This window comes from Asaia platycodi JCM 25414 (genome assembly GCF_000614545.1).
Lineage (GTDB): Bacteria > Pseudomonadota > Alphaproteobacteria > Acetobacterales > Acetobacteraceae > Asaia > Asaia platycodi.
The window spans coordinates 1-24,291 of the sequence record NZ_BAKW01000003.1 but is presented as its reverse complement, the minus strand read 5'-3'; the positions used below and the strand labels follow the sequence as shown (position 1 = coordinate 24,291).

The following is a 24,291-nucleotide window of genomic DNA, read 5'->3' as shown; positions in this document are numbered from 1 at the left end:
TGTGAAATGAGGATGGATATTCCGTGAGACCCCTGTCACCGCTCGTTATTTTCCTTGGTATTGCTGGTCTGGTGCCTTTCGTAGGGCTGGCCATGGCCGCTCTCTTCTGGGGCAGTCTGGGGCCGATTACCCATATCGGGGTGGCGATGCTGGCCTATGGTGGCTGCATCCTTTCCTTCCTTGGCGCTGTGCATTGGGGGCTGGCGCTTGAACAGCCCGCCATCATGCCGGCGCAGGGCGTGGGCGCGATCAATCGTCGGCGTCTGTTTCTTGGCGTGATGCCGTCGCTCTGGAGCTGGATCGCCATTTACGCGGGCGTCGTCTGGGCGCCGCGTGGCGGCATTCTGATGGAGATGATCGGCTTTGTGCTGGTATTGCTTGCCGAGCGTGCCGCTTATCGTCAAGGCGCACTGCCCGCAGGGTATTTTCCCTTTCGTGCGTTGCTCACCGCCATTGTGGTGTTGAGTCTGGCGGCTTGCCTGAGCGCGCCGCTTCAGCCTTATACGATCTGAAACACCGGTTCGCAGATAACCGGAAAATTCACCGAGCGTGAAATGAAGCAATGCGCATGGGCCTGATCGTGAAGGGCCTGTGCGCGGGCGATCGAACTGCCGCTGGCGAGGGTGATAACCGGTCGCAGAATAGCGCTCTCGAACTCGCCATCGCCCTGCGGGTTTTCCATCATCACGGCCTCGGCTGAATCGCGATAGGCAGTGACGACGATACCGGCCCCTGCACAGAGCCCCAGATACCAGAGCTTGTGGCAGGCACTCAGCGAGGCGAGCAGAAGCTCGCCAGGATTCCAGCCTGTCGGGTCGCCGTGAAAGCTCGGATCTGCAGAGCCATGGATCACGGGCTTGCCCTCGGCAGCAATGACATGATTGCGGCCATAGACATGCCAGGACTGCGTTCCGAGGCCGTGATTGCCTGTCCATTCGGTCTCGACCGAATAGACATGTCGTTTAGAACCCATTGGATTTGGAAAGCTTGTCGAAGGCCTGAAGAGTGGTGAGAAGGCTGCGCATTTCCGAGAGGGGCACCATGTTGGGACCGTCACTGGGCGCGTGATCGGGGTCTTCATGCGTTTCGATGAAAACCGCAGCGACACCAATTGCGACGGCTGCACGGGCAAGCGTCGGGACGAACTGGCGCTGACCGCCCGATGAACCACCGAGCCCGCCCGGCTGCTGCACCGAATGCGTCGCGTCGAACACGACCGGGTAGCCGGTAGCTGCCATGATCGGCAGGCCGCGCATGTCGCTCACCAGCGTGTTGTATCCGAAACTGGTGCCACGGTCGCAGAGCATGATTTTCTCATTGCCAGTCGAAGCGATCTTCGCAGCGACGTTTGCCATGTCCCAGGGGGCCAGGAACTGACCTTTCTTGACGTTGATCGCACGCCCCGTCTCACCTGCTGCGAGAAGCAGGTCGGTTTGGCGGCACAGGAAAGCCGGAATCTGCAAGATGTCCACTGCCTCGGCGGCAGGCTTGCACTGTGCAGCGTCATGCACATCGGTCAGGACGGGGCAGCCGAATTCCGCGCGAATGCCTGCAAGAATATCCAGCCCTTCGGCCAGGCCGATGCCACGCTCTGCCTTGAGTGAGGTGCGATTGGCCTTATCGAAAGAGCTCTTATAGATCCAGCCGATGCCGAGCGCACCGCAGATCTCTGCGAGACCCGCCGCCATTTCTCGTGCATGGGTGCGGGATTCGATCTGGCAGGGGCCAGCGATAAGGGTGAAGTTCTGGCTATTGCCGATGGTCAGCGAGCCGAGCGTAATATCCGTCATGCGAGGCGGGCTTTCTTGACCGCCGCTTCGATGAAGCCGGCGAAGAGCGGATGCGGTGCGAAGGGTTTGGACATGTATTCAGGGTGATATTGTACGCCCACGAACCAGGGATGATCGGGATATTCGACCACCTCAGGTAGAACGTCGTCGGGCGACATGCCCGAGAAGACAAGTCCGGTTGCTTCGAGCTGCTCGCGGTAATGGACGTTCACCTCGTAGCGGTGGCGATGACGCTCACGCACTTCGGTCGTGCCGTAGGTTTCGGCAGCGCGTGAGCCAGGCTTGAGCTTGGCCGGATAGGCGCCGAGGCGCATCGTGCCGCCCATTTCGCCATGCTCTCGGCGGCGTAGCATTTCATTGCCGCGTGCCCATTCTGTCATCAGGCCGACAAGTGGCTCATCGGTCGGGCCGAACTCGGTAGATGACGCCTTTTCGAGGCCAGCCAGAGAACGTGCACACTCGATGACGGCCATTTGCATCCCGAAGCAGATGCCAAGAAACGGCACGCCGTTTTCACGGGCGTAACGCACCGCCTCGATCTTGCCCTCGGACCCGCGCTCGCCAAAGCCGCCCGGCACGAGAATGCCATCAACACGCCCGAGAGCGGCAATCGATTCCGGGTTCTTTTCAAATGTTTCGGACTCGACCCATTCGAGACGAACCTTCACCTTGTTGGCGATACCCCCGTGAAGGAGTGCTTCGATAAGCGATTTATAGCTGTCGAGCAGGGCGGTGTATTTGCCCACTACGGCGATGCGCACTTCGCCATCGGGATGGCGGAGCGTCTCGACGATTTTCGTCCAGCGGCTGAGATCGGGCTCGCCTTCGACCGGCAGGCCGAAATAGCGCAGCACTTCATCGTCCATGCCTTCCTTGTGGTAGGAAATCGGGCAGGCGTAGATGGTATCGACATCGAGGGCCGCAATCACCGCCTCGGGGCGCACATTGCAGAAGCTCGCAATCTTGCGGCGCTCATTGGTCGGAATGGCGCGATCCGAGCGGCAGATCAGCATCTGCGGCTGAATCCCGACATTCTGCAATTCCTTGACAGAATGCTGTGTGGGTTTGGTCTTCAGCTCGCCAGCAGCCGGGATATAGGGAAGCAGCGTTAGATGCACGCACATGGTCTGGTTGTGGCCCAGATCGTTACGCAGCTGACGGATCGATTCGAGGAAAGGCAGGCTCTCGATATCGCCCACCGTACCGCCGATCTCGACCAGCACGAAATCGTAGCCATCGGTACCGGCAACGACGGCTTCCTTGATGGCATCGGTAATGTGCGGGATGACCTGAACGGTCGCCCCGAGATAGTCACCGCGACGCTCACGGGCGATCACTTCGGAATAGATGCGCCCCGTCGTCGCGTTATCGGCCTTGCGGGCATGAACCCCGGTGAAGCGCTCGTAATGACCGAGATCGAGATCGGTCTCGGCACCGTCATCGGTTACGAACACCTCACCATGCTGATAGGGCTCATCGTCCCCGGATCGACATTGAGATAAGGTCCAGCTTGCGCATGCGGACCTTGTAGCCGCGCGCCTGGAGGAGAGCTGCAAGGGCAGCAGAAGCTATACCCTTGCCGAGAGAGGAAACCACGCCACCGGTGATAAATACGAACCGAGTCATGGAAGGCTCTCCTACATTGGATCGCGTTCAGAGGGAACGAGAAGAATGCCGTCAGAACGCTTCTGACGGCAGAAATTTTACGTCCTGTTGCCTTACTGCTTCGACGGCACAGCCGGGGCAGGAGCCGGAGTGGTGGTGGAAGACGTTGGTGCGGCAGGAGTTACCGAGGCGGCGGGGGTGGTGGCTGCCGGGGCAGGCTGAGCCAGAATGTCGCTGCCGGTATTGGAGGATGCCCCGCGGTTGAGGACGGCGAGAAGCAGGCAGAGCACCATGAATACGCCAGCCAGAACAGCGGTTGTGCGTGTCAGCAGGTTGGCCGTGCCGCGGCCGGTCATGAAAGAGCCCATTCCCTGGCTGCTGCCAATGCCAAGGCCACCACCTTCACTCCGCTGGATGAGGATGACGCCGATAAGAGCAATGGTCACGAAGAAATTGAGAACGAGCAGAAGCGTGGTCATGTCCGGCTTTCAGGTAAACACGATAAATATGCCGTCAGGACGCCGACGGAAGCCCGGCCTGCGCAATGCCGAGAAATGATCTGGCAGACAGGCTGGACCCGCCGACGAGCACGCCCCCCACACCGGGAACAGCGAGGATGGACGCGGCATCTTCGGGCTTGACTGAGCCGCCATACAGGACACGCGTCGATTTGTCATCCGTTTCCAGATGACGCGAGAGCGCGTCATGCAGGAAAGCGAGGCGCGATTCGATATCCTGCTCCGTTGCCGCTTTGCCGGTGCCTATCGCCCAGATCGGCTCATAGGCCAGTATGCCATCGAATTCCGGCGGCAGGCATTCGACGATCTGCTTGGTTAGCCAGGATTCTGCGAGGTTCTCTTCCTTCTGGCGACCGCTCTCGCCAACGCAGACGACGGGGCAGAGTCCGTACTCACGGGCGCGACGCACCTTGCGTCTGATGAGCGCATTATATTCGTGATGATGCTCGCGTCGTTCAGAATGGCCAAGAATGACATGGCTCACGCCCAGATCGGCGAGCATTGCGGCAGAGATGTCGCCTGTATAGGCGCCTTCAATCTCTGCATGACAATCCTGGGCGCCAAGACCGATACCATTTTCGCTCAGAAGCGGGGCGAGGTGACCCAGAAGCGTGAAGGGGGGTGCCAGGACGACATCGCGCGTCGCAAGGATCGGGCCGATGGCTGCCGTGATCTCGCTTGCGAGATCGGTGCCTGCCTCGCGCAGGCCGTGCATCTTCCAGTTGCCCATAATCATCTGGCGCATGACGGTCTCTCCATTACCCGGCGATGGACCTGCATAGCTCAGGTCTTTGCGAGCCGGACAGGGGATAACCCGGTAATACGCATCATCTTCCTGTCAGTTGTATCACAGCTTTTGTGATGGCGCCGGGCGCGCGGCTCCTCGTGGGGTGACGATCAGGGGCGCCGTCTGGTCAAGGAGGGCGTCTGCTACTATGGTCCTGTCCTTCAATCTCTGGCGAATTGCGGATCTCAAGCGCGTATGATTTCGACTTTGCGGCATTTTGTTGTCGATTCCTGGATCGGGCGTCTTATCGCGCTCCTCATTTTTCTCGCTTTCGTGGGATGGGGTGTGGGCGACATGCTGGGAACCTATAATGGCAGCCAGGCCGACACGGTGGCTACGATCGGGACGCGCCGGATCAGCGCGCAGGATCTGGACCGCAGCATTCGCAATCAGCTCCCTGCAGTTGCCCAGCAGATGGGTGTGGCCGATCCCACTCAGCTTACGCCCGCCGTGCGGCGTGAAGTGGCCCAGAGCGTGCTGCAGCGTCTCCTGGCGCAGAACGAGGTTCTGGCTCTTGCCGATCGCAATGGAATGAAGGTTCCCGACGCGCTCGTGCGTCAGGAAATTTTCGGGTACCGCGTTTTCCAAGGGACTGACGGTCGTTTCGATCGCAAGATCTTCGACGCAAAGCTCAAGCAGCTTGGTCTTGCAGAGCGCCCGTTCCTCGACTCGGTGCGCGATGAGCTCGGCGCCCGCGATCTGCTCGAAGGGCTGGGTAAGACGATGGTCGTGCCCTCTGCGGTGCTCGATCAACTGCTTGCCTACAACACGCGCCAGTACAAGACTGATCTGCTGCGTCTGGACAGCGCAAGCGTGACGGTTCCGGCGGCTGCGGAGGAGGCTCAGCTTCGTCGCTTCTACGACAATCATCAGGCGCAATATCGCTCGGCTGAATATCGTCATGCCAAGATCATTCTGCTTTCGCCCGATAGCGTTGCCCGCAGTCTGGTTGTGCCCGATGCGCAGCTTAGGCAGCTTTATGATTTCGAGAGCCAGAAATATAATGTGCCCGAGACACGCGATATCGAGGTCCTGACCGTTCAGGGGCACGACGCCGCCCAGGCCTTGGCGGCGTCGTGGAAAAGCAACCCGGACTGGGATGCGATCCAGAAAAGCAATCCTGCAGCGGCCTCGGTTTCTTTCCCGCATGCCCGCGAAATCGATATTCCGAGCCCCGAGCTGGCCAAAGCGGCTTTTGCAGCCTCTGCCAATACGGTTGAGGGGCCTGTCGAGACACCGACAGGTTGGGTCGTTTTCCGTGTGACGGTCATCACCCCGCCGCACAAGACGGAGTTCGAACAGGCCAAGGGCGAGATACGTGACGAAATCGCCCGCTCGCAGGCGCCTCAGCTTCTGGCCCAGCGTTTTGCCTCGCTACAGGATGCCATTGCCGGGAGTGCCGATCTCGAGCAGGTGCCGACCGATCTGGGCGCTGTTCCTGCGCAGGGATCGCTCGATGTCCAAGGTCTGACGAAAGATGGCGAGGTGGCGCCGTTGCCGGGTGATGATGCCACGCGCAAGGCGATCATCGCTCGTATCTTCACCCAGAAGAAGGGCGAGAAGCCGACCCTTATCAACGGGCCAGCCAATAGCGGCTTTGCGGTGCTTGTTGACTCGATCGAGCCCGGTCACGTGAAATCTTATGAAAGTGTGCGCGAGCAGGTCGGGCATGACTGGCTAAAGGCCCAGCAGATGCATCAGGCCGATGAGCGGGCCACGACGATCATGCTCGCGGCACGTAAATCGGGCGGTCTCGAAAAGGCTGTTGCGGGCACGACCGATGCAGTCGCGATGCAGAAAGATCTTCTGATTTCGAGAATTCAGAACGAGGGCCTGCCCTCGGCGCTGCTCTCCGAGATTTTTGCAACGGCACCGGACAAGACCGGCATGATCGCCGTAGGTGACACAGTGTACGTCTTCACCGTGAAGGGTACCGAGGCAGCCAGCCCCGAGAGCACGAAACCACTGCGCGATAACATGCAGGGGCAGCTCGAACAGACGCTTCAGTCCGATGTGCCGCAGGTTTTCGTGCGTAGTCTTGAAAGCGAGATAAAGCCGGTTCCCAACATGGCGGTCCTGCAGCAGGTCATGAGCGATGTGGCAGGACAGCCATGACGACCGAGTTTCTCTACAGCATTGAGGCCGCCGATCTGCTTACGCCAGTCTCGGCCTTCATGAAGCTCTCGTCTCTTGTGCCGCAATCGGGTGAGGGGCGTCCCTATCGTCTGCTTTTCGAAAGCGTCGAAGGGGGGGCGACAAGAGGGCGTTACTCCGTCATAGCCCTGCTTCCCGATCTGGTCTGGCGCTGCGCTCATGGCGTGGCATCGGTCAATGCGGCACCGTTCGAGCCGGGCTCCGTGTTTGCGGAAAGCGCCGACAAGCCCCTGATCTCTTTGCGCCAGTTGATTGAGGAAAGCCGGGCTGACCTGCCGGAGGGCCTGCCGACCATGATCGGGGGCGTCTTCGGTTATCTCGGCTATGACATGGTGCGTCAGATGGAGGTGCTTCCCGACGCACCACCGGACGATCTGAACCTGCCCGATGGCGTGATGATGCGCCCGAGCCTGTTTGCCGTGTTCGATTCGGTGCGCGACGAGCTTTATCTCGCCGTACCGATGCGCGAGGGCGGATTATCGCGACACTCCGCTCAGGCATTGCTCGACCGGGCGCGCACGGCGTTGGTCGCGGCTCCGCTCGACAAGCCGCCATCTCTGGCCAAGGCTCAGAACTTGCCGCCCCTGTCTCGTCGGTTTCGTCTGAAGCGTTCATGGACAAGGTGCGCAAGGCGCAGGACTATATTGCTGCAGGCGACGCCTTTCAGGTCGTGCCCAGTCAGCGTTTCGAGACCGATTTCCCTCTACCGCCTCTGGCGCTTTATCGCTCCCTGCGCCGGGTTAATCCGGCGCCGTTCCTTTTTCTGGTCGAAATGGACGGGTTCTCGCTCGTCGGTTCCTCGCCCGAGATTCTCGTGCGTCTGCGCGAAGGAGCGGTCACCGTGCGTCCTCTGGCCGGAACACGGCCACGCGGTGTCGATCGCGAGGCCGACGAGCGTCTCGAAGCGGAGCTTCTGGCCGATCAGAAGGAGCGCGCCGAGCATCTTATGCTGATCGATCTGGGCCGTAACGATGTGGGTCGTGTGGCGCGCATGGGCTCGGTGACGGTACCGTCGTCCTTTGTGGTCGAGCGTTATAGTCATGTGATGCATATCTCATCGACGGTTCAGGGCGTGATTCGTCCTGAATGCGATGCTCTCGACGCGCTCTCTGCCGCGTTTCCTGCGGGAACATTGACGGGTGCCCCTAAGATCAGGGCTATGGAAATCATCGACGAGCTGGAAGTGACCCGTCGCGGCCCATACTCGGGCTGTATCGGCTATATCGGCGCCGACGGCGACATGGATACCTGTATAGGCTTGCGCATGGCGATTCTGAACAAGGGGCGGATGTATGTGCAGGCCGGTTGCGGTGTCGTTGCCGATAGCGACCCGGCGAGCGAGGAGATGGAGACGCGTCACAAATCGCGCGCCATTTTTCGCGCCGCCGAGCTGGCAGTTCAGCAGGCCAGCGATGGCGTCGGAATGTAACCGGATTTGACCTTCACCCCAGACGACGCCATCTTGATGCCATGATATTGCTGATCGACAACTACGACAGTTTCACGTTCAACCTCGTCCATCATTTCGGGGCGCTGGGCGAAGCCTGCGAGGTCTGGCGCAACGATGCGCTGAGCGTCGGGGAGGCGATGGCCATGAAGCCAGAGGCGATCGTGATTTCGCCTGGTCCGTGTTCCCCCAATGAGGCAGGAATCTGCTGCGCGCTGATCGAGGCTGCAGCCCCGACTATCCCGGTTCTCGGGGTCTGCCTTGGTCATCAGGCCATCGGTCAGGTGTTCGGTGCCAGTGTTGTGCGCGCGCCGCGCCCGATGCATGGCAAGGTCGATGCCATTTCTCACGACGGCACCGGCGTGTTTCAGGGGCTTGCGAGCCCGACCCAGGCAACGCGCTATCACAGCCTGACACTCGCTCCAGAGACGATTCCCGACAGTCTGATCGTCAACGCCCGCTCGACAGACGGCGTGGTGATGGGGGTCCGTCATCGAACGCTTCCCGTACACGGGGTTCAGTTCCATCCCGAGAGCATCGCTTCGGAAGACGGTCAGATGATGCTCGCGAATTTTCTCAATATCGCCCGGGCTGCGCGTCAGAAAAGGCAAGCGGCCTGAATGGAAACCAATGCAGGCAGCGTGACCGGGACGCTGCGTCATCTGGCCGAGGGCAGGCGGCTGACCCGGGAAGAGACCGAAGTTCTTTTTACCCAGATCATGCAGGGAAATGTTCCTGCCGAACAACTCGCCGCGATCCTGATGGCGCTCAGGCTGAGAGGTGAAACGGTCGATGAGTTGAGTGGCGCCGTGCGGGCCGTTCGTGCCTGCATGACCAGCCTGCCTTTTGCGCCCGAAGACGCGATGGATGTCTGCGGAACGGGCGGGGATGGGCTTGGTACGCTCAATGTATCAACGGCTGTGGCCTTTGTGCTGGCCGGGCTGGGCGTGCCGGTTGCCAAACATGGCAATCGCGCGCTTTCGTCTCGTTCCGGTGCCACGGATACGCTTATGGCGCTCGGTATTGCGCCCTGTGACGATCTTGAGGAGCAGGCCAGACGTCTGCGTGACGAGCATCTGGCTTTTCTGGCAGCACCGCTGCATCACCCTGCCATGCGCTTTGCCGCCCCGGTAAGAACGACCCTCGGCTTTCGTACTATTTTCAACCTCATCGGCCCGCTCTGCAATCCGGCGCAGGTGCGTCGCCAGATGATCGGGATCTATGACGAGCGCTGGCTGCGCCTGTGGTCGAGACCATGGCATCGCTTGGTGCCGAGCGTGTCTGGGCAGTGCATGGCGAAACCGATTTCGGCGGGAGCGACGAGATCACGCTCGCCGGCGTGTCTCATATCCGCGCCTGGGACGAGGGGCGCTTTCTCGAGCTTGTGCTGACACCCGATATGGCGGGCCTGGCGCGTCGGCCAATCGCCGACATTGCCGGGGGGGATCCCGCCCATAATGCCGGCAAGCTGCTCGATATGCTTTCCGGTCAGGAGGGGGCTTATCGCGATACCGTGCTTTTGAATGCGGCTGTCGCTCTGCATGTTAGCGGACGCTCGACCATTCTTGAAAACGGTACCATCGTCCCCACTCTTCTTTGCAGAAATATCGAAATCGCGGCAAACGCCATTGATAGCGGACTTGCTCTCTCAGCACTCGTTCATGCCCAGCAGGGGAGTTCTCTCCAGAGCACTCGTCTACCTGCCGAGCCGGTTCGCTCATCCTCTTTGATCCACACGTCAGGATTAACATGACCGATCAATCGTCCACACCGACTCATGACACGCCTTCCGGTTATCCGGATGTGCAGGTGCCGGGCACGATCGTGCAGGAAGATACCGCTCTTCCCGTATCGGGGCGCGACATGCCCGACGTGCTGGCCCGCATCTGTGCGCGTACCCGCATTGATGTCGAGCAGCGCTCGCTCATCATGCCCCTCAAGGAGATCACGGCGCGCGCGCGTGAGGTCAATGTCCCGACGCGTGGCTTCGGCCAGGCGCTCAAGCAGATGGCTGCCGATCAGCGTGTCGGACTGATCGCGGAGATAAAAAAAGCGTCGCCCTCTGCGGGTGTTCTGCGGCCCGATTACGATCCGGTTGCGATCGCGAAAGCCTATGAGGCAGCCGGAGCGATCTGTCTTTCGGTTCTGACCGAAGGGTCGTGCTTCCATGGCTCGATCGAAGATCTCAAGGCGGTCAAGGAAGCTTGCCCGCTGCCGATCCTGCGCAAGGACTTCATTCTGGACCCCTGGCAGGTGCATGAGAGCCGTCTGATTGGCGCCGATTGCATTCTCATCATTCTGTCCGCTCTGACCGATGCAGAAGCTGCGGAGCTGATTGCCCTGGCGCGCGGGCTCGATCTCGATGTGCTTTGTGAAGTGCATGATGAGGCGGAGCTCAATCGCGCGCTGGCACTCGATACCTCGCTGATCGGTATCAATAATCGCAATCTGCGCAGTCTTGTGACCGATCTGGAAACGACGGCCAGACTCGCCCCGCTTGTGCCCCCCGATCGCATTCTGGTTTCCGAGAGCGGTATTCGCACCCTCGAAGATGTGAAGCGTGTTGGCGAAGTCGGCGCCAGTGGCATCCTTGTCGGCGAAAGTCTGTTGAGAGAAGAAGATCCCGGCCATGCTGCCCGCCGACTTCTCGGGACGCTCTAACGCACATATTAACAGCTTAGGTTGTGGACTTGCGCAACGGGACTGGTAAATACCGGTCCCTGAATTGCGCTTGTCGCAGCTGCCAGGCTCAGGAGATACTCAGCATGTCCGGTAAAGCCCATAAGGGGGCGGCTCAGCCGCTCGCGGATCATAACGGACCGATCCTGCCATTGGAGACCGTTCGCACGGCATATCGCGATATGCTGTTGCTCCGCCGTTTTGAAGAGAAAGCCGGACAGCTTTACGGCATGGGGCTCATCGGCGGGTTCTGCCATCTCTATATCGGTCAGGAAGCCGTGATTGTCGGCATGTCTCTGGCCATGAAGCCAGGCGACAAGATTGTCACCTCCTATCGCGATCACGCCCATATGCTGATGATGGGCATGAGCCCGGTGGCGTGATGGCCGAGCTGACCGGTCGCAAGGACGGTTATTCGCACGGCAAGGGCGGGTCGATGCACATGTTCTCGCGCGAGAAGAATTTCTACGGCGGTCATGGCATCGTGGGGGCCCAGGTGGCGATCGGTACGGGTCTGGCATTTGCCAATAAATACCGTGGCACCGATGAAGTGGGCGTGGCTTATTTCGGCGAGGGTGCGGCCCAGCAGGGGCAAGTCTATGAGAGCTTCAATCTCGCCGCCCTGCACAAGCTGCCCTGCATCTATGTGATCGAGAACAACCGCTACGGCATGGGCACGAGCGTCGAGCGCTCAAGTGCTGCGGCTCATAATCTCTCCGAGATCGGCGCCCCCTGGAAGATCCCCGGCCGCAAGGTGGACGGTATGGATCTGTTTGCGGTGCATGAAGCCGCTCAGGAAGCCGTCGCCCATTGCCGTGCGGGTAAGGGGCCCTTCCTGCTGGAGATGGAAACCTATCGTTATCGCGGTCACTCGATGTCCGATCCTGCACGCTACCGCGACCGCTCAGAAGTCGAAGAGATGCGCCGCACGCGAGACCCGATCGAAGCGCTGCACAAGCTGCTGTCCGAAAAGGGCACCAGTGACGAGACGTTCAAGGAGATCGATGTCGAGGTGAAGCAGATCGTCAATGACGCTGCCGAGTTCGCCCAGAACAGCCCCGAGCCCGATCTCTCCGAACTTTGGACCGATATTCTGGTGGAGGCGTAAGTTATGGCCGCTCCTGTTCTCATGCCGGCTCTTTCGCCTACCATGACCGAAGGCACGCTTTCCAAATGGACGGTAAAGCAGGGTGACAAGATCAACTCGGGCGATGTGATCGCCGAGATCGAGACTGACAAGGCCACGATGGAAGTCGAGGCCGTCGATAGCGGCATCATGGCGAAAATCCTGGTGCCGGAAGGCTCTGAAAACGTTGCCGTGAATACGCAGATTGCGATCATCGCCGAAGAGGGCGAGGATATCTCGGCGCTCGAAAACGGTCCCGCAGCGGCCCAGACCGCGCCAGCCCAGACTGCTGTTGAGGAAAAGGCCCCTCAGAAGCCGCAGGAGCTGGTGGCAACGCCGGATCGTGAATGGGGAGAAACCTCGGTCATCACCGTTCGTGAGGCGCTTCGCGATGCGATGGCCGCCGAGCTGCGCCGTGACGACGATGTCTTCCTGCTCGGTGAGGAAGTCGCGCAGTATCAGGGCGCCTATAAGGTCAGCCAGGGCCTGCTCGATGAATTTGGCGAAAGGCGCATTATCGATACGCCGATCACCGAGCATGGCTTCACGGGCATGGCGGTTGGAGCGGCGCTGGCGGGTCTCAAGCCAATTGTCGAATTCATGACCATGAATTTTGCGATGCAGGCCGTCGATCATATCATCAATTCGGCAGCCAAGACGCTCTACATGTCGGGTGGCCAGATGGGATGCCCCATCGTGTTCCGCGGTCCGAACGGTGCAGCTGCCCGCGTGGGCGCGCAGCATTCGCAGTGCTATGCCAGCTGGTATGCTCATGTGCCGGGACTGAAGGTGGTGGCTCCCTGGTCGTCTGAAGACGCCAAGGGTCTGCTGCGCGCGGCCATTCGCGACCCGAACCCGGTCATCGTGCTCGAAAACGAGATCCTTTACGGGCAGAAATTTCCGTGCCCTGTCGATGAGGATTTCATCCTGCCGATCGGCAAGGCGAAGATCGAACGTGAAGGCAAGGATGTTACGCTGGTGGCGTTCTCGATCATGGTCGGTGTGGCGCTTGAAGCTGCGGCGAAGCTGGCAGAGCAGGGGATCGAGGCCGAGGTCATCAATCTCCGCACGATCCGACCGCTCGATACCGAGACGATCATCAACAGCGTGAAGAAGACGAGCCGCATCGTCTCCGTCGAGGAAGGCTGGCCCGTGGCCGGTATTGGCGCCGAGATCTGCACCGTGGCGTGTGAACAGGCATTCGATTATCTCGATGCCCCGCCTGCGCGCGTCTGCGGTCTCGATATTCCGCTGCCCTACGCTGCCAATCTCGAAAAACATGCGCTTCCGCAGCCTGACTGGGTAGTGGACGCGGTTCGCAAACTGTTCTGAGGGGCTGCGACCATGGCTACCAATATCCTGATGCCCGCGCTTTCGCCCACGATGACCGAAGGTACGGTCTCGCGCTGGCTGAAGAAAGAAGGCGACAAGGTGAAGTCCGGCGATCTGATTGCCGAGATCGAGACCGACAAGGCGACGATGGAAGTCGAGGCCGTCGATGAGGGCATTCTCGGCCGTATCGTCGTGCCGGAAGGCACCGAAGGGGTGAAGATCAATTCCCCCATCGCCATTCTTGTCGAAGAAGGCGAGGCAGTGCCCGATCTCGCCGAGACTGCTCCAGCGAAAGCGGCACAGCCCGCCCCGCAGACGGCCGCTCAGAACGAGGCTTCCAAGCGCCGGCACCTGCCACGCCATCATCGACGCCCGCCCCGGCTCCTGTAGCAGGCAAGCGCGTTTTTGCCTCGCCTCTCGCGCGCCGCATCGCCGCCAAAAAGGGGCTCAATCTGTCTGGCGTAAAGGCACTGGCCCGAATGGCCGTATCCTGCGTCGCGATGTCGAGAACGCTCAGATCGCTGCGCCTGCGAAGGCCGAAGCCGCAATCGCCGCACCGGCAGAGGTCAAGCGCGTTGCCAATTCGACCATGCGCAAGGTCATCGCGCGCCGCCTGAGCGAGTCCAAGCAGAATGTGCCGCATTTCTACGTGGCCGTGGATATCGAACTCGACGCGCTGCTCGCTTTGCGCAGCCAGCTCAATGCTGCCTCGCCGAGCGAAGGCGAGGGGCAATTCAAGATCTCGGTCAATGACATGATGATCAAGCTGTGGCGCTCGCCCTGCGTAGCTGCCCCGGTTTGAACGTGCAGTTCACCGAAGCCGAAACACTGCATTTCCCCGATATAGACATATCGATGGCGGTTTCCATTCCCGATGGTCTGATCACCCCGATCATCCGTCAGGCCGATCGTAAATCGCTGCGTGAGATCAGTGCAGAGGCCCGTGATCTGGCCAAGCGTGCCCGCGACGGCAAGCTGAAGCCGGAAGAGTTTCAGGGCGGTACGTTCTCGATCTCGAATATGGGAATGTTCGGCGTGCGCGAGTTCTCGGCCATCATCAACCCGCCTCAGGCCGGTATTCTGGCCATTGCGGCGGGTGAAAAGCGCGCTGTCGTGCGTGGAGATCAGCTGGCAGTTGCGACAGTCATGACGGCCACGCTCTCCGTCGATCATCGTGCGGTCGATGGGGCGCTGGGCGCCCAGTGGCTGAACACGCTGCGCGACATCGTTCAAAACCCCTATCGTCTGGTGATCTGAGCCATGGACAAATTCGATCTGATCGTCGTTGGCGGCGGTCCGGGCGGGTATGTCGCCGCCCTGCGTGCCGCACAGCTTGGCAAGAATGTCGCTGTTGTCGAAAGCACCCATCTTGGCGGTATCTGCCTTAACTGGGGCTGCATCCCGACCAAGGCGCTGTTGCGCGCTTCTGAGCTGAACCATCAGCTGCATAATCTGGCGGAATTCGGTTTCAGCGCCGAGAAGGTGACCTTCGATCTCGAAAAGGTCGTTGCCCGCTCGCGTGCCGTATCGCGTCAGCTTTCGCGCGGCGTGTCCGGCCTGCTCAAGAAGGCCAAGGTCAAGGTGTTCGACGGTCGTGCCAAACTGGCAGGACGTGACGGCAAGGACCATGTGGTATCGGTCAGCAAGGATGGCGCGGAACAGACGCGCATTGCGGCGCCCGATGTCATTCTGGCGACAGGCGCTCGCGCTCGTCACTTCCCGGGGCTCGAGCCCGATGGTGATCTGGTCTGGACCTATCGCGAAGCGATGGTGCCGAAGGAACTGCCCAAGCGTCTGCTGGTCATTGGCTCCGGGGCGATCGGCGTGGAATTTGCGTCTTTTTATCGCAATATGGGCGCGGAAGTGACCATTGCCGAAGTCGCCGACCGCATTATGATCGCCGAAGACGCCGAAATCAGCGCCATGGCACAGAAATCCTTCGAAAAGCAGGGGATCAGGGTGCTGACCGGTGCCAAGGTCGGCCCTCTGAACAAGAAGGACGGCACGGTCTCCACCCAGATCGTTACGGCCTCTGGCACGCATGATCTCGTGGTCGATAAGGTCATTCTTGCTGTCGGTATTGTTGGCAATGTCGAGGATCTGGGTCTCGAAAAGACCAAGGTAAAGATCGACAAGACCCATATCATCGTCGATGAGTTCTGCCGCACGGGTGAGCCGGGGTTATGGGCTATTGGCGATGTTGCCGGTGCGCCGTGGCTGGCCCACAAGGCAAGTCATGAAGGTGTGATCTGCGTTGAAAAGATTGCAGGCCATGATCCTGAGCCGCTGCATGCGCTCAATATTCCGGGCTGCACCTATAGCCGTCCGCAGGTCGCGTCTGTCGGTCTCACGGAAGAAAAGGCGAAGGCAACAGGGCGCAAGCTGAAGATTGGCCGGTTCCCGTTCATGGCCAATGGCAAGGCGCTTGCGATGGGCGAGCCCGATGGTCTGACCAAGACCATTTTCGACGCGGAAACCGGCGAATTGCTCGGCGCCCACATGATCGGTGCCGAAGTGACAGAGATGATCCAGGGCTATGTGATCGCACGGACGTCCGAACTGACCGAGGCGGAATTGAAGGAGACGGTCTTTCCGCATCCGACCATTTCCGAAACGATGCATGAATCGGTCCTTGCAGCCTGGGGTGGAGCACTCCACTTCTAGTCATGACCATGCAGCGCATCACCATCGATCATCGGAAGCCGGCCTCGCTCCGTCATCCTGAGAAGGCCAACCGGCCCGACAACCCGATCCAGCGCAAACCAGACTGGATACGGGTCAAGGCGCCCAACAGCCCCGTCTATCAGGAGACGCGCAAGCTCATGCGCGATAACAGGCTGGTCACGGTCTGTGAGGAAGCGGCTTGCCCGAATATCGGTGAATGCTGGTCGCAACGTCATGCGACCATGATGATCATGGGCGAGATCTGCACGCGCGCCTGCTCTTTCTGCAATGTCACGACCGGCATGCCCAAGGCACTGGATGGCGACGAGCCCCAGCGCGTCGCAGAGGCCGTAGCCAAGCTCGGCCTGCGTCATGTGGTGATCACCTCTGTCGATCGCGATGATCTGGCCGATGGCGGTGCGCTGCATTTTGCTCAGACGATCGCCCGCATTCGCGAGGCCTCGCCTGCGACCACGATAGAAATTCTCACGCCAGATTTCCTGCGCAAGCCGGGGGCACTCGAAGTCGTGGTCAAGGCGAAGCCCGATGTCTTCAATCACAACATCGAGACCGTTCCCCGTCTCTATCCGTCAATCCGTCCGGGCGCGCGTTATTTCCAGTCCGTCCGTCTGCTGGATGATGTGAAAGCGCTCGATGCGTCGATCTTCACCAAGTCCGGCGTAATGCTTGGTCTCGGAGAGGAGAAGATGGAGGTGGCGCAGGTCATGGATGATTTCCGCATCGCCGATGTCGATTTCATTACGATGGGCCAGTATCTGCAGCCAACGCCCAAACACGCCGGTGTTGCGAAATTCGTGACTCCCGATGAGTTCGATGAATATGCCCGCTTGGCGCGAGCCAAGGGCTTCCTGCAGGTGAGCGCCAGCCCACTGACGCGTTCTTCCTACCATGCCGATTCCGACTTCGCCGCACTCAGAGAGGCGAGGCAAAACAGGCTGGGGCTCGACCCGCTCCAGTCGGAGAAACAGTAAATGCCCACCCATGCCGAGCAACGGCTGATCGCTTACAGTCCTGAACAGCTTTTCGATCTCGTGGCCGATGTGGGTGCCTATCCGCAATTTCTTCCGTGGTGCGTCAAGGCGACAATCAAATCCAAGACCGAGCAGGAACTGGTTGCCGATCTTACCGTGGGTTTCGGGCCCTTTCGCGAAACCTTCACCAGCCGCGTAACGCTGGAGCGACCCAACCGCATTCGCGTGCGCTACGAGAAGGGGCCTTTTCGTTATCTGAATAATGTCTGGACCTTCACGCCAGACGCCCGTGGCTGTCTGGTGGATTTTTTTGTCGATTTCGAGTTCCGTTCGCGCCTGCTTCAAAACGCAATTGGTGTTGTCTTTAATGAAGGTGTTCGCCTGATGGTTTCGGCCTTCATCAAGCGTGCTCGCGATATCTACGGGGTGTCTTCCCAACTCGGTGCGGTTATTCGCGACTGATCACGCGCTCGTTTTTAAAAAGACGCGCAACCGCATCGGCTCCGTTACGTTCTGTGGTCGTTGAAAAGTTTCCTCTCGAGCGGTTTGCTTGGGTGGAGCTTTCAGATCTGAGACTATCGGAAGGAAGAGACATGAAGTTTTCCAAGCTGTGCGCCACCCTGATGGCTGCCACCTTCGTCGTTGCAACTCCTGCTTTCGCCAAGCATGCGCCGCACAAGGCTCATGCCAGCAAGAGTGAAATGCACAAGAAGGGCGCCAAGGCGGCAAAGGGCTCTGAAGCAACCGAAGATCTGAACGCCCGCAGCCTGCAACAAGCCCAGACGCCGGTTCCCGTAACGGCTCCGATGTCAGCGCCCGCCGCCAGCGCAACCGCGCCGGCACCGGCTCCTATGCCGATGGACCCTTCGATGAAGATGCCGTCTTCTACGATGCCAGCCAGCTCGGGCCAGTAAGGCACAATATCCTCTTTGGCAGCGGCTTCTGAAGTCGCTCAGAGATGCCGGGAAACCCCGTCGCTTTGCGTCGGGGTTTCTTTTTTTCGTGCCGTCTGTTTGATTTTCTCTCGTAACCAACGGCGCGGGAAGGCGGGGCATATTAGTCGCGCGACATGGAGTTCTTCGGTCAGGCAGATCCTGTACAGGTCGGAAAGCCAAAAAATGGCGGCGCATTGACACGGGGAGACGTCTAAATGTTCTGCAATCTCTCAGGTGAAACTCTACCGTTTCGTGCCCGGATTGCCTATATCCACCCATCATGAGCGGTGTAGACAAGAAACTGGTACGGGCTTGGGTCCGGCAGCAATCCGGCCCGGCCAGACGTGCGGCGCTGCCCGTCGTCGCTGTCGGGTCTTTCAACACGCTGATCGGCATCGGTCAGGCCTGGTGTCTGGCGTCTGTCATCGGGTCGTTGCTCCAGACACGCGGGGCTCAGGTGCTCGGTCTTGTCGCTGCGTTCGCCGCACTTTCGGCCTGTCGTGCCCTTTGTCTCTATTTTCAGGAAAATCTGGCCGCACGCGCCGGTATCGCCGCCAGAGAACGTCTGCGTCGTTCCGTTCTGGATTCAGTGATCGGTATCGGTCCCGCGCTGTTGCGTCGTCAGCATTCAGCCGAAATCGCCGCTCTTCTGGTCGATCGTATTGAAGTGCTCGACGGGTATTTTGCCCGGTGGCTTCCCGCCTCAATGACATGGATGGTGTTTCCTGCTTTCGTGCTGCTCGCTGTTTTCGTGGTTGATCCGCGTGCGGCGCTCATTCTGGCTGTGTGCGGGACGCTCGTACCGGTTTCTCAGGCTGTTTTCGGTATCGGGGCGGCTCTGGCCTCACGCAACCAGTTTCTCGCGATGGTTCGTCTGCAGGCGCGATTCCTCGACCGTATCAGGGGGATAGCCACGATCGTTCTCTCGAACGCGACAGATCGTGAAGCCAGTGCCTTGTCAGGCGCCGCCGACGATCTTCGTAAACGCACCATGAAGATCCTGCGCATCGCGTTTCTCTCATCGGCCGCGATCGACATCGCCATGGTGGTTGCGATCATCATGATTGTGCTCACACAGGGGCATTTCATTCATATCGACGCTTTTGCGGCGCCGAGCATCTATCCTGCTCCTCATTTCACCGAGACGCTCTTTGCACTTTTCCTCGTGCCGGAGTTTTTTGCCCCGTTCCGGGGGCTCGCTCTGGCTTATCAGGATCGCGCCCATGCGGCAGGTGCTGCTGAGGCCATGGAGGCGATCGAGAATGGTGAAACTCTGCTGGGTGAGGAAGACAGATCTGATCTCATCCCGCCGGTTCTGGTCGTGACCGTCAAGGCAGAAGGCCTGTCCTATCGATGGACCGAGACGGCGCCTTATGTTTTCGAAAATCTCGATTTTTCGGTCTCGCCGGGTGACATTCTCGTGCTCGATGGTCCGTCTGGCGCTGGCAAGTCGACGCTCATCGAGTTGCTGCTTGGCTTTATCAAGCCGAGCGCAGGGACCATCCGGTTCAATGACCGCGACATCGCAACATTGCGAGGCCGCGATATTGCGCGCCATCTTGCCTGGATCGGCCAGAAGCCAGTGCTTTTTGCAGGCAGCCTGCGCGATAATCTGCTGTTCGCGCGCCCTGACGCCGACGAGACCCGCTTGCAGCGTGCAATCGAGGCGGCAGCGATCGATCATTTCCTGAAAGATCTGCCAGAGGGCCTCGACACGGTTATTGGCGAGGGTGGGTTCGGGCTTTCGGGCGGGCAGGCCCAGCGCGTGGCGATTGCCCGCGCTTACCTCAAGGACGCACCGCTGCTGCTGCTTGACGAGCCGACCGCTCATCTCGACCCGGAAACCGAGGCTGAGATTATCGAGGCGCTGCGTCGTCTTTCCGAGGGAAGGACTGTCATTCTCAGTGCTCACTCTGCGGCGATGAAGGCGCTCGGGACGCAATCGCTACGGCTCGGTCGGTCTGTAACAGCGGAGCCTGGCGCATGAGCGACAGCATGAAGGCTAAACCCTGTACGACGGCGCGGCGCCAGGCCGAGTTGCACCGGAATAGTGGGGCATTGCGTCGCATTCTAGGTGTCTGGCGACCGTTCTACGGCAGGCTTGGTTTTGGTCTGCTGCTTTCGGCTCTGGCTCTGCTGAGCAGCCTTGCCTGATGTGGAATGCGGGCCTCGGTGTCTCGGCACTCGCCATTGGCGCTACGCTTGCGTTCGGGGTGCTGCGTTTGTTTGGTGGGGCGCGTATTCTGCTGCGCTATGCCGAGCGCCTTTTCGCGCATGACGCCATGTTCCGTGCGCTCGCTGCGCTGCGTGTCTGGTTCTTCACTCACCTCGCCGGGGGCGCCGCAGCGGGGCTCGGCTTCCGTCGGGCAGGCGATTTGATGAACCGTCTGGTGGGCGATATCGAGCTTCTCGATAATCTCTATCTGCGCCTTGCCGTACCTGCGCTGGGTATTCTGGTTTCGTTGCCTGTTCTGACCTTCATGGCAGGCAGGCAGGATTGGCGTCTCGGCGCGTTGCTTGCCGGACTTTTTGTCATTGCGGCTGTGCTGATTCCGTTTCTGGCTGCGCATCTGGCCGCGAAGCGAAGCGGCGACATGCGTCATGCGGAATCCTCATTGCGTGTTGCGGCGCTCGATCTTGCGACAGGCTTGCGCGAGGCTCGCGCTTTTTCAGGTGAAGGTCGTCTGGCCGAGCGAATCACGCGAGAAGAAGCGCGATTGCATGGGGCTCAGCGCGCGCAGCAAAGGGCGATGGCCGGGGCAGGAGCGCTGTCCTATCTGTGCGGGCAGATGGCACTGTCGGTTATTCTGTTGGCCCTCGCCGGTATTGCCGGGCTGGGGGTGAGCTTTCTGTCCGGCGTCGCGCTGGTCTTTCTGACGGGTACGGTTTTTGAGTCTGTCGCCACCCTGGCGCGTACCAGCGTTCTCGCCGGGCAGGTCAGCCAGGCGGCGCAGCGCGTTGTCGCCATTGCGGACCAGGATGCTCCCGTTGCACAGGGATGCGCCGCGCCTGAGGGGGGAGATATTGTTCTGCGCGATGTTCATTTCCGGTGGGGGGGCAGCCGGGGGCCCGTGCTTGATGGACTTTCCATGACGATTCACGCAGGCGAGCATGTGGCGTTGATCGGCCCTTCGGGGGCAGGAAAATCCAGTCTCGCAGCCCTGTTGCTCAAGGTCACGACGCCCGAGCGGGGGGAGATCCTGTTTGGGGGGCATACGCTCGATACGCTTGACACCGAAAGTCTGCGATCGCGCATCGGCTGGCTTTCCCAGTCGACGCATCTTTTTGCCGACACCATTCGCAATAACCTGCTGCTCGGACGCAATAATGTGGATGATGCGAGTCTGTGGGACGCGTTGGAGCGAGCCGAGATCGCCGAAACCGTGCAGGCTCTTCCCGATGGGCTCGACAGCTGGATCGGTGAGAGCGGGGCGCGGCTCTCGGGCGGGCAGGGGCGGCGTATCGCCTTGGCGCGCACCCTGCTTCAGGATGCGCCTGTCATGGTGCTCGACGAGCCAGCGACCGGGCTCGATTCGGCGACCGAGCGCGCTTTTCTCGAGACGCTGGGTCGTACGATGCAGGGGCGCACGGTCATTCTCATCGCCCATCGCCTGACGGGGGTTGAGAGCCTTGACCATGCCTGGCGGCTCGAGGGCGGCAAGGCGCATCCGCTGCCGCTGTGAACGGCGTGAGAGCGGTCTGCTTGACGGAAAGAGTGTCACACGGCAGTGACAGAAATACGGCCCCGTGGATGTCACGGCGATTCGAAAAGGAAATAATGATGCGTCGTCTGCCTGTGATGTTGTCGGTCTGCACCCTCGCAGGTCTTTCGGCCTGTACAAGCGGGGCCGATCGCGACCGTTACCCTGTCTTTTTTGAACCTGCTTCGACCTCTGTTTCGCCAACGGCCCAGGCCATTATCGACAAGGCCGCGGCTGATGCGCGCGATAACCACGCCAAGACCGTCGAAGTGATCGGTCATTCAGGGGCGCATGGCAATCTCTCCGCCGATGAGATGCTTTCTGTCGAACGCGCGAAGGTCGTTGCGGCGGCCTTGACCAAGGCCGGTGTCGGCGGGGCGCAAATCACGCAGATCGCCCATCCGCCCAAGAATAACGAGGATGCCAGTGTTGCCTCGCGTCTGGTGACGATCGAAGTCGATCCTTCCACGCCCTGATTCCTCAGTCGCACGACAAACCCCGCTCTTTGACCGGCATTGACCCCTCTTCCTCAGGCATCGATGGATGCGAGACGCCTGACGCGGTTCTGAATCGCGTCTTCGGCTTCGACTCATTCCGTGGCCAGCAGGAAGACGTGATCAGTGCGGTCATGGCGGGTGAGGACGTGCTCGTCATCATGCCGACCGGCGGCGGTAAAAGCCTCTGCTATCAGGTTCCTGCGCTGTGCCGCCCAGGTATGGGTATCGTCATCTCCCCGCTGATTGCGCTGATGGACGATCAGGTTGCCGCCCTGCGTCAGCTTGGCGTCAATGCCGCAGCACTCCATTCCGAACTTCCTTCCGATCGCCTCGACCAGACACGGGCCGATCTGCGAGAGGGACGTATCGATCTTCTATATGTCTCGCCCGAGCGTCTCGTCTCACCCGGTACCGCCCGCTGGCTGGCGCGTAATCCGGTTTCGGTACTCGCCATAGACGAGGCCCATTGCGTCTCGGCATGGGGGCATGAATTCCGGCCCGAATATCGCGCTCTGGCCGATTTGCCGAGCGTCTTTCCGGGTGTGCCGCGCATCGCGCTCACGGCGACTGCCGATTCACGCACGCAGGACGACATCCTGCTGGCGTTGGGTATGCCTGAAGCGAGACGCCTAACGTCCAGCTTTCACCGTCCCAATCTTTTTCTCGCAGCGTCGCCCAAAGGGTCGGAGACGAAACAGGTTCAGGATGCGCTCACGCCTCATCGCGAAGATGCGGCAATCGTCTATTGCGGCAGTCGCAACCGGACTGAACGCATGGCGAAGAGTTTGAGGGAGCGAGGGTTCAACGCGCTGCCTTATCATGCCGGGCTGTCGTCTCAGGAGAAACACGCAACATTAATGCGGTTTCGCAGTGGCGAACCGATGGTGATTGTTGCAACCGTCGCTTTCGGCATGGGGATCGACCGTCCCGATGTGCGTTGCGTGGTCCATCTGGACATGCCCGCCTCGCCTGAGGCCTATTACCAGCAGATCGGTCGTGCCGGCCGTGACGGCGAGCCTGCGGATACGCTCCTGCTTTATGGCGGTGAAGACATGGCCCGTGCGCGTCACTGGCTCGAACAATCGACGGCGCCAGATACCGAAAAACGCGTCATGCAGGCGCGTCTCGAAAGCATGATCGCGCTGACAGAAACAGTCGGTTGTCGTACTCAGGCACTTCTGGCCTGTTTCGGTGAGGCGCTTTCGACGCCTTGCGGCCATTGCGATAATTGCCGCAGTCCCGCCCAGACTTTCGATGGTACTGAGGCGGCACAAAAAGTACTTTCAGCGATCTATCGCACTGGCCAGCGTTTCGGCGCCGTGCATCTCACGACGGTCCTGCGCGGGAAGCTGACCGAGGCCATCGAGCGCCATGCCCATCAGCATCTGACGGTGTTCGGTGTGGGCAAGGAGCATTCCGAGCAATGGTGGCGCGGCGTCATTCGCCAGTTGATCGCGCGCGGCGCGATCAGGATGAGCGGCGAGCATGGCGCACTTGGTCTGGATGTCGACGCTGCACGTCCCCTCTTGCGCGGTGAAGAGAGCCTGCGTCTGCGTGTGGATCCGCTCAAGCCTGCTGCAAGCGCAGGCCGAGCGGCGTCCGCCTCCACATTGGTAGACTCCCTTGACGAACAGGAGCGTCATCGCTTCGACGCATTGCGTCAGTGGCGGCGCGACGAAGCGCGAGAGCAGGAAATACCCCCTTATGTCATTTTTCACGATGCCGTTCTGACAGAGATCGCCCGCGAGAACCCGGAGAGTGTTGAAGAGCTGTCGTTGATCAAAGGCGTGGGGGCGTCGAAGCTCAAACGCTACGGTGACGCGGTCATCGAAGTTCTGTCTGAGACCTAGTTGCTTCTCGGTGAGCCCGCTCGACGTCTGACGCAAGGCGTGTCGTGTCGAAATGCCGACAATCTCGTCTGCCGTGCAATATCGGACAGCCAGACGGACATGACCGAGCTCGAGGAGACAGAAACGTAACCGCGCTTGTTACTTCCGGCATCATGCACGGTCGGGTCTGAGAAAAAATGTCCGGTCCTTCATCCCGTTTATTGGGTAGTGGCGG

18 protein-coding genes and 5 pseudogenes are annotated in these 24,291 nt (G+C 60.2%); 18 read left to right on the top strand and 5 right to left on the bottom strand.

Annotation, left to right across the window (positions count from 1 at the left end):
* Positions 1 to 23: 23 nt before the first annotated feature.
* On the top strand, positions 24 to 512 hold the full coding sequence (locus JCM25414_RS03385; protein WP_025840730.1) for a DUF3429 domain-containing protein: 489 nt from the start codon (positions 24 to 26) through the stop codon (positions 510 to 512).
* Here JCM25414_RS03385 and JCM25414_RS03380 read toward each other — a convergent pair.
* From JCM25414_RS03380 to tpiA, 5 genes and pseudogenes are all read right to left on the bottom strand, one after another.
* Positions 500 to 973: an OsmC family protein gene (locus tag JCM25414_RS03380; RefSeq protein WP_025840729.1), complete on the bottom strand. Its 474-nt coding sequence runs from the start codon at positions 971 to 973 to the stop codon at positions 500 to 502. The genes JCM25414_RS03385 and JCM25414_RS03380 overlap by 13 nt on opposite strands.
* Positions 963 to 1,790: a 3-deoxy-8-phosphooctulonate synthase gene (kdsA, locus tag JCM25414_RS03375; protein WP_025840728.1), complete on the bottom strand. Its 828-nt coding sequence runs from the start codon at positions 1,788 to 1,790 to the stop codon at positions 963 to 965. The genes JCM25414_RS03380 and kdsA overlap by 11 nt, the downstream gene beginning before the upstream one ends.
* A pseudogene (locus JCM25414_RS16675) lies at positions 1,787 to 3,416 on the bottom strand (CTP synthase). The gene kdsA and the pseudogene JCM25414_RS16675 overlap by 4 nt, the downstream one beginning before the upstream one ends.
* Before the next feature lie 92 nt (positions 3,417 to 3,508).
* The gene (gene secG, locus JCM25414_RS03365) at positions 3,509 to 3,874 is read right to left on the bottom strand and encodes a preprotein translocase subunit SecG (protein ID WP_025840727.1); all 366 of its coding nucleotides are present in this window, start codon (positions 3,872 to 3,874) and stop codon (positions 3,509 to 3,511) included.
* A gap of 34 nt (positions 3,875 to 3,908) precedes the next feature.
* Complete coding sequence (gene tpiA, locus JCM25414_RS03360) at positions 3,909 to 4,658, bottom strand: triose-phosphate isomerase (RefSeq protein WP_025840726.1); 750 nt, start codon at positions 4,656 to 4,658, stop codon at positions 3,909 to 3,911.
* A 237-nt stretch (positions 4,659 to 4,895) separates the two neighbouring features.
* On the opposite strand from tpiA, the gene JCM25414_RS03355 reads away from it, so the two are divergent.
* The 17 genes and pseudogenes from JCM25414_RS03355 (at position 4,896) to recQ (ending at position 24,077) form a co-directional block, all read left to right on the top strand.
* Positions 4,896 to 6,815, top strand: a complete 1,920-nt coding sequence (locus JCM25414_RS03355; RefSeq protein ID WP_025840725.1) for a peptidylprolyl isomerase — start codon at positions 4,896 to 4,898, stop codon at positions 6,813 to 6,815.
* A pseudogene (trpE, locus tag JCM25414_RS16670) lies at positions 6,812 to 8,283 on the top strand (anthranilate synthase component I). The gene JCM25414_RS03355 and the pseudogene trpE overlap by 4 nt, the downstream one beginning before the upstream one ends.
* A gap of 41 nt (positions 8,284 to 8,324) precedes the next feature.
* A complete protein-coding gene (locus tag JCM25414_RS03345; RefSeq protein WP_025840724.1) occupies positions 8,325 to 8,921 on the top strand; it encodes an anthranilate synthase component II in 597 nt (198 codons plus the stop codon).
* Positions 8,922 to 10,054 (top strand): annotated as a pseudogene (gene trpD, locus JCM25414_RS16665) (anthranilate phosphoribosyltransferase).
* Positions 10,051 to 10,962 carry an indole-3-glycerol phosphate synthase TrpC gene (gene trpC, locus JCM25414_RS03335; RefSeq protein ID WP_025840723.1) on the top strand — a complete coding sequence of 304 codons (912 nt, stop codon included), beginning with the start codon at positions 10,051 to 10,053 and terminating at the stop codon, positions 10,960 to 10,962. Before trpD ends, trpC begins: the two are co-directional and overlap by 4 nt.
* A 104-nt stretch (positions 10,963 to 11,066) precedes the next feature.
* Positions 11,067 to 12,088, top strand: a pseudogene (gene pdhA / locus JCM25414_RS16660) (pyruvate dehydrogenase (acetyl-transferring) E1 component subunit alpha).
* Positions 12,089 to 12,091: 3 nt separating this feature from the next.
* A complete protein-coding gene (locus JCM25414_RS03325; RefSeq protein WP_025840722.1) occupies positions 12,092 to 13,438 on the top strand; it encodes a pyruvate dehydrogenase complex E1 component subunit beta in 1,347 nt (448 codons plus the stop codon).
* A gap of 12 nt (positions 13,439 to 13,450) precedes the next feature.
* A pseudogene (locus JCM25414_RS16650) lies at positions 13,451 to 14,695 on the top strand (pyruvate dehydrogenase complex dihydrolipoamide acetyltransferase).
* A 3-nt stretch (positions 14,696 to 14,698) separates the two neighbouring features.
* Complete coding sequence (gene lpdA, locus JCM25414_RS03315; protein ID WP_025840721.1) at positions 14,699 to 16,102, top strand: dihydrolipoyl dehydrogenase; 1,404 nt, start codon at positions 14,699 to 14,701, stop codon at positions 16,100 to 16,102.
* An 8-nt stretch (positions 16,103 to 16,110) separates the two neighbouring features.
* Complete coding sequence (gene lipA, locus JCM25414_RS03310) at positions 16,111 to 17,094, top strand: lipoyl synthase (protein ID WP_408734867.1); 984 nt, start codon at positions 16,111 to 16,113, stop codon at positions 17,092 to 17,094.
* Positions 17,095 to 17,556, top strand: a complete 462-nt coding sequence (locus tag JCM25414_RS03305; RefSeq protein WP_025840719.1) for a type II toxin-antitoxin system RatA family toxin — start codon at positions 17,095 to 17,097, stop codon at positions 17,554 to 17,556. It begins immediately after the preceding gene.
* A 131-nt stretch (positions 17,557 to 17,687) separates the two neighbouring features.
* Positions 17,688 to 18,008: a hypothetical protein gene (locus tag JCM25414_RS03300; protein ID WP_025840718.1), complete on the top strand. Its 321-nt coding sequence runs from the start codon at positions 17,688 to 17,690 to the stop codon at positions 18,006 to 18,008.
* 301 nt (positions 18,009 to 18,309) lie between these two features.
* The gene (gene cydD, locus JCM25414_RS03295) at positions 18,310 to 20,016 is read left to right on the top strand and encodes a thiol reductant ABC exporter subunit CydD (protein WP_025840717.1); all 1,707 of its coding nucleotides are present in this window, start codon (positions 18,310 to 18,312) and stop codon (positions 20,014 to 20,016) included.
* Entirely contained in the window at positions 20,013 to 20,183 is a 171-nt protein-coding gene (locus tag JCM25414_RS24380; RefSeq protein ID WP_242403317.1) for a hypothetical protein, read from the top strand. The genes cydD and JCM25414_RS24380 overlap by 4 nt, the downstream gene beginning before the upstream one ends.
* Complete coding sequence (gene cydC / locus JCM25414_RS16645) at positions 20,183 to 21,712, top strand: thiol reductant ABC exporter subunit CydC (protein ID WP_242403316.1); 1,530 nt, start codon at positions 20,183 to 20,185, stop codon at positions 21,710 to 21,712. Before JCM25414_RS24380 ends, cydC begins: the two co-directional genes overlap by 1 nt.
* Positions 21,713 to 21,810: 98 nt before the next feature.
* Complete coding sequence (locus JCM25414_RS03285; protein ID WP_025840716.1) at positions 21,811 to 22,206, top strand: OmpA family protein; 396 nt, start codon at positions 21,811 to 21,813, stop codon at positions 22,204 to 22,206.
* 29 nt (positions 22,207 to 22,235) lie between these two features.
* Positions 22,236 to 24,077, top strand: a complete 1,842-nt coding sequence (gene recQ, locus JCM25414_RS03280) for a DNA helicase RecQ (RefSeq protein ID WP_025840715.1) — start codon at positions 22,236 to 22,238, stop codon at positions 24,075 to 24,077.
* The last annotated feature ends 214 nt before the right edge of the window (positions 24,078 to 24,291 follow it).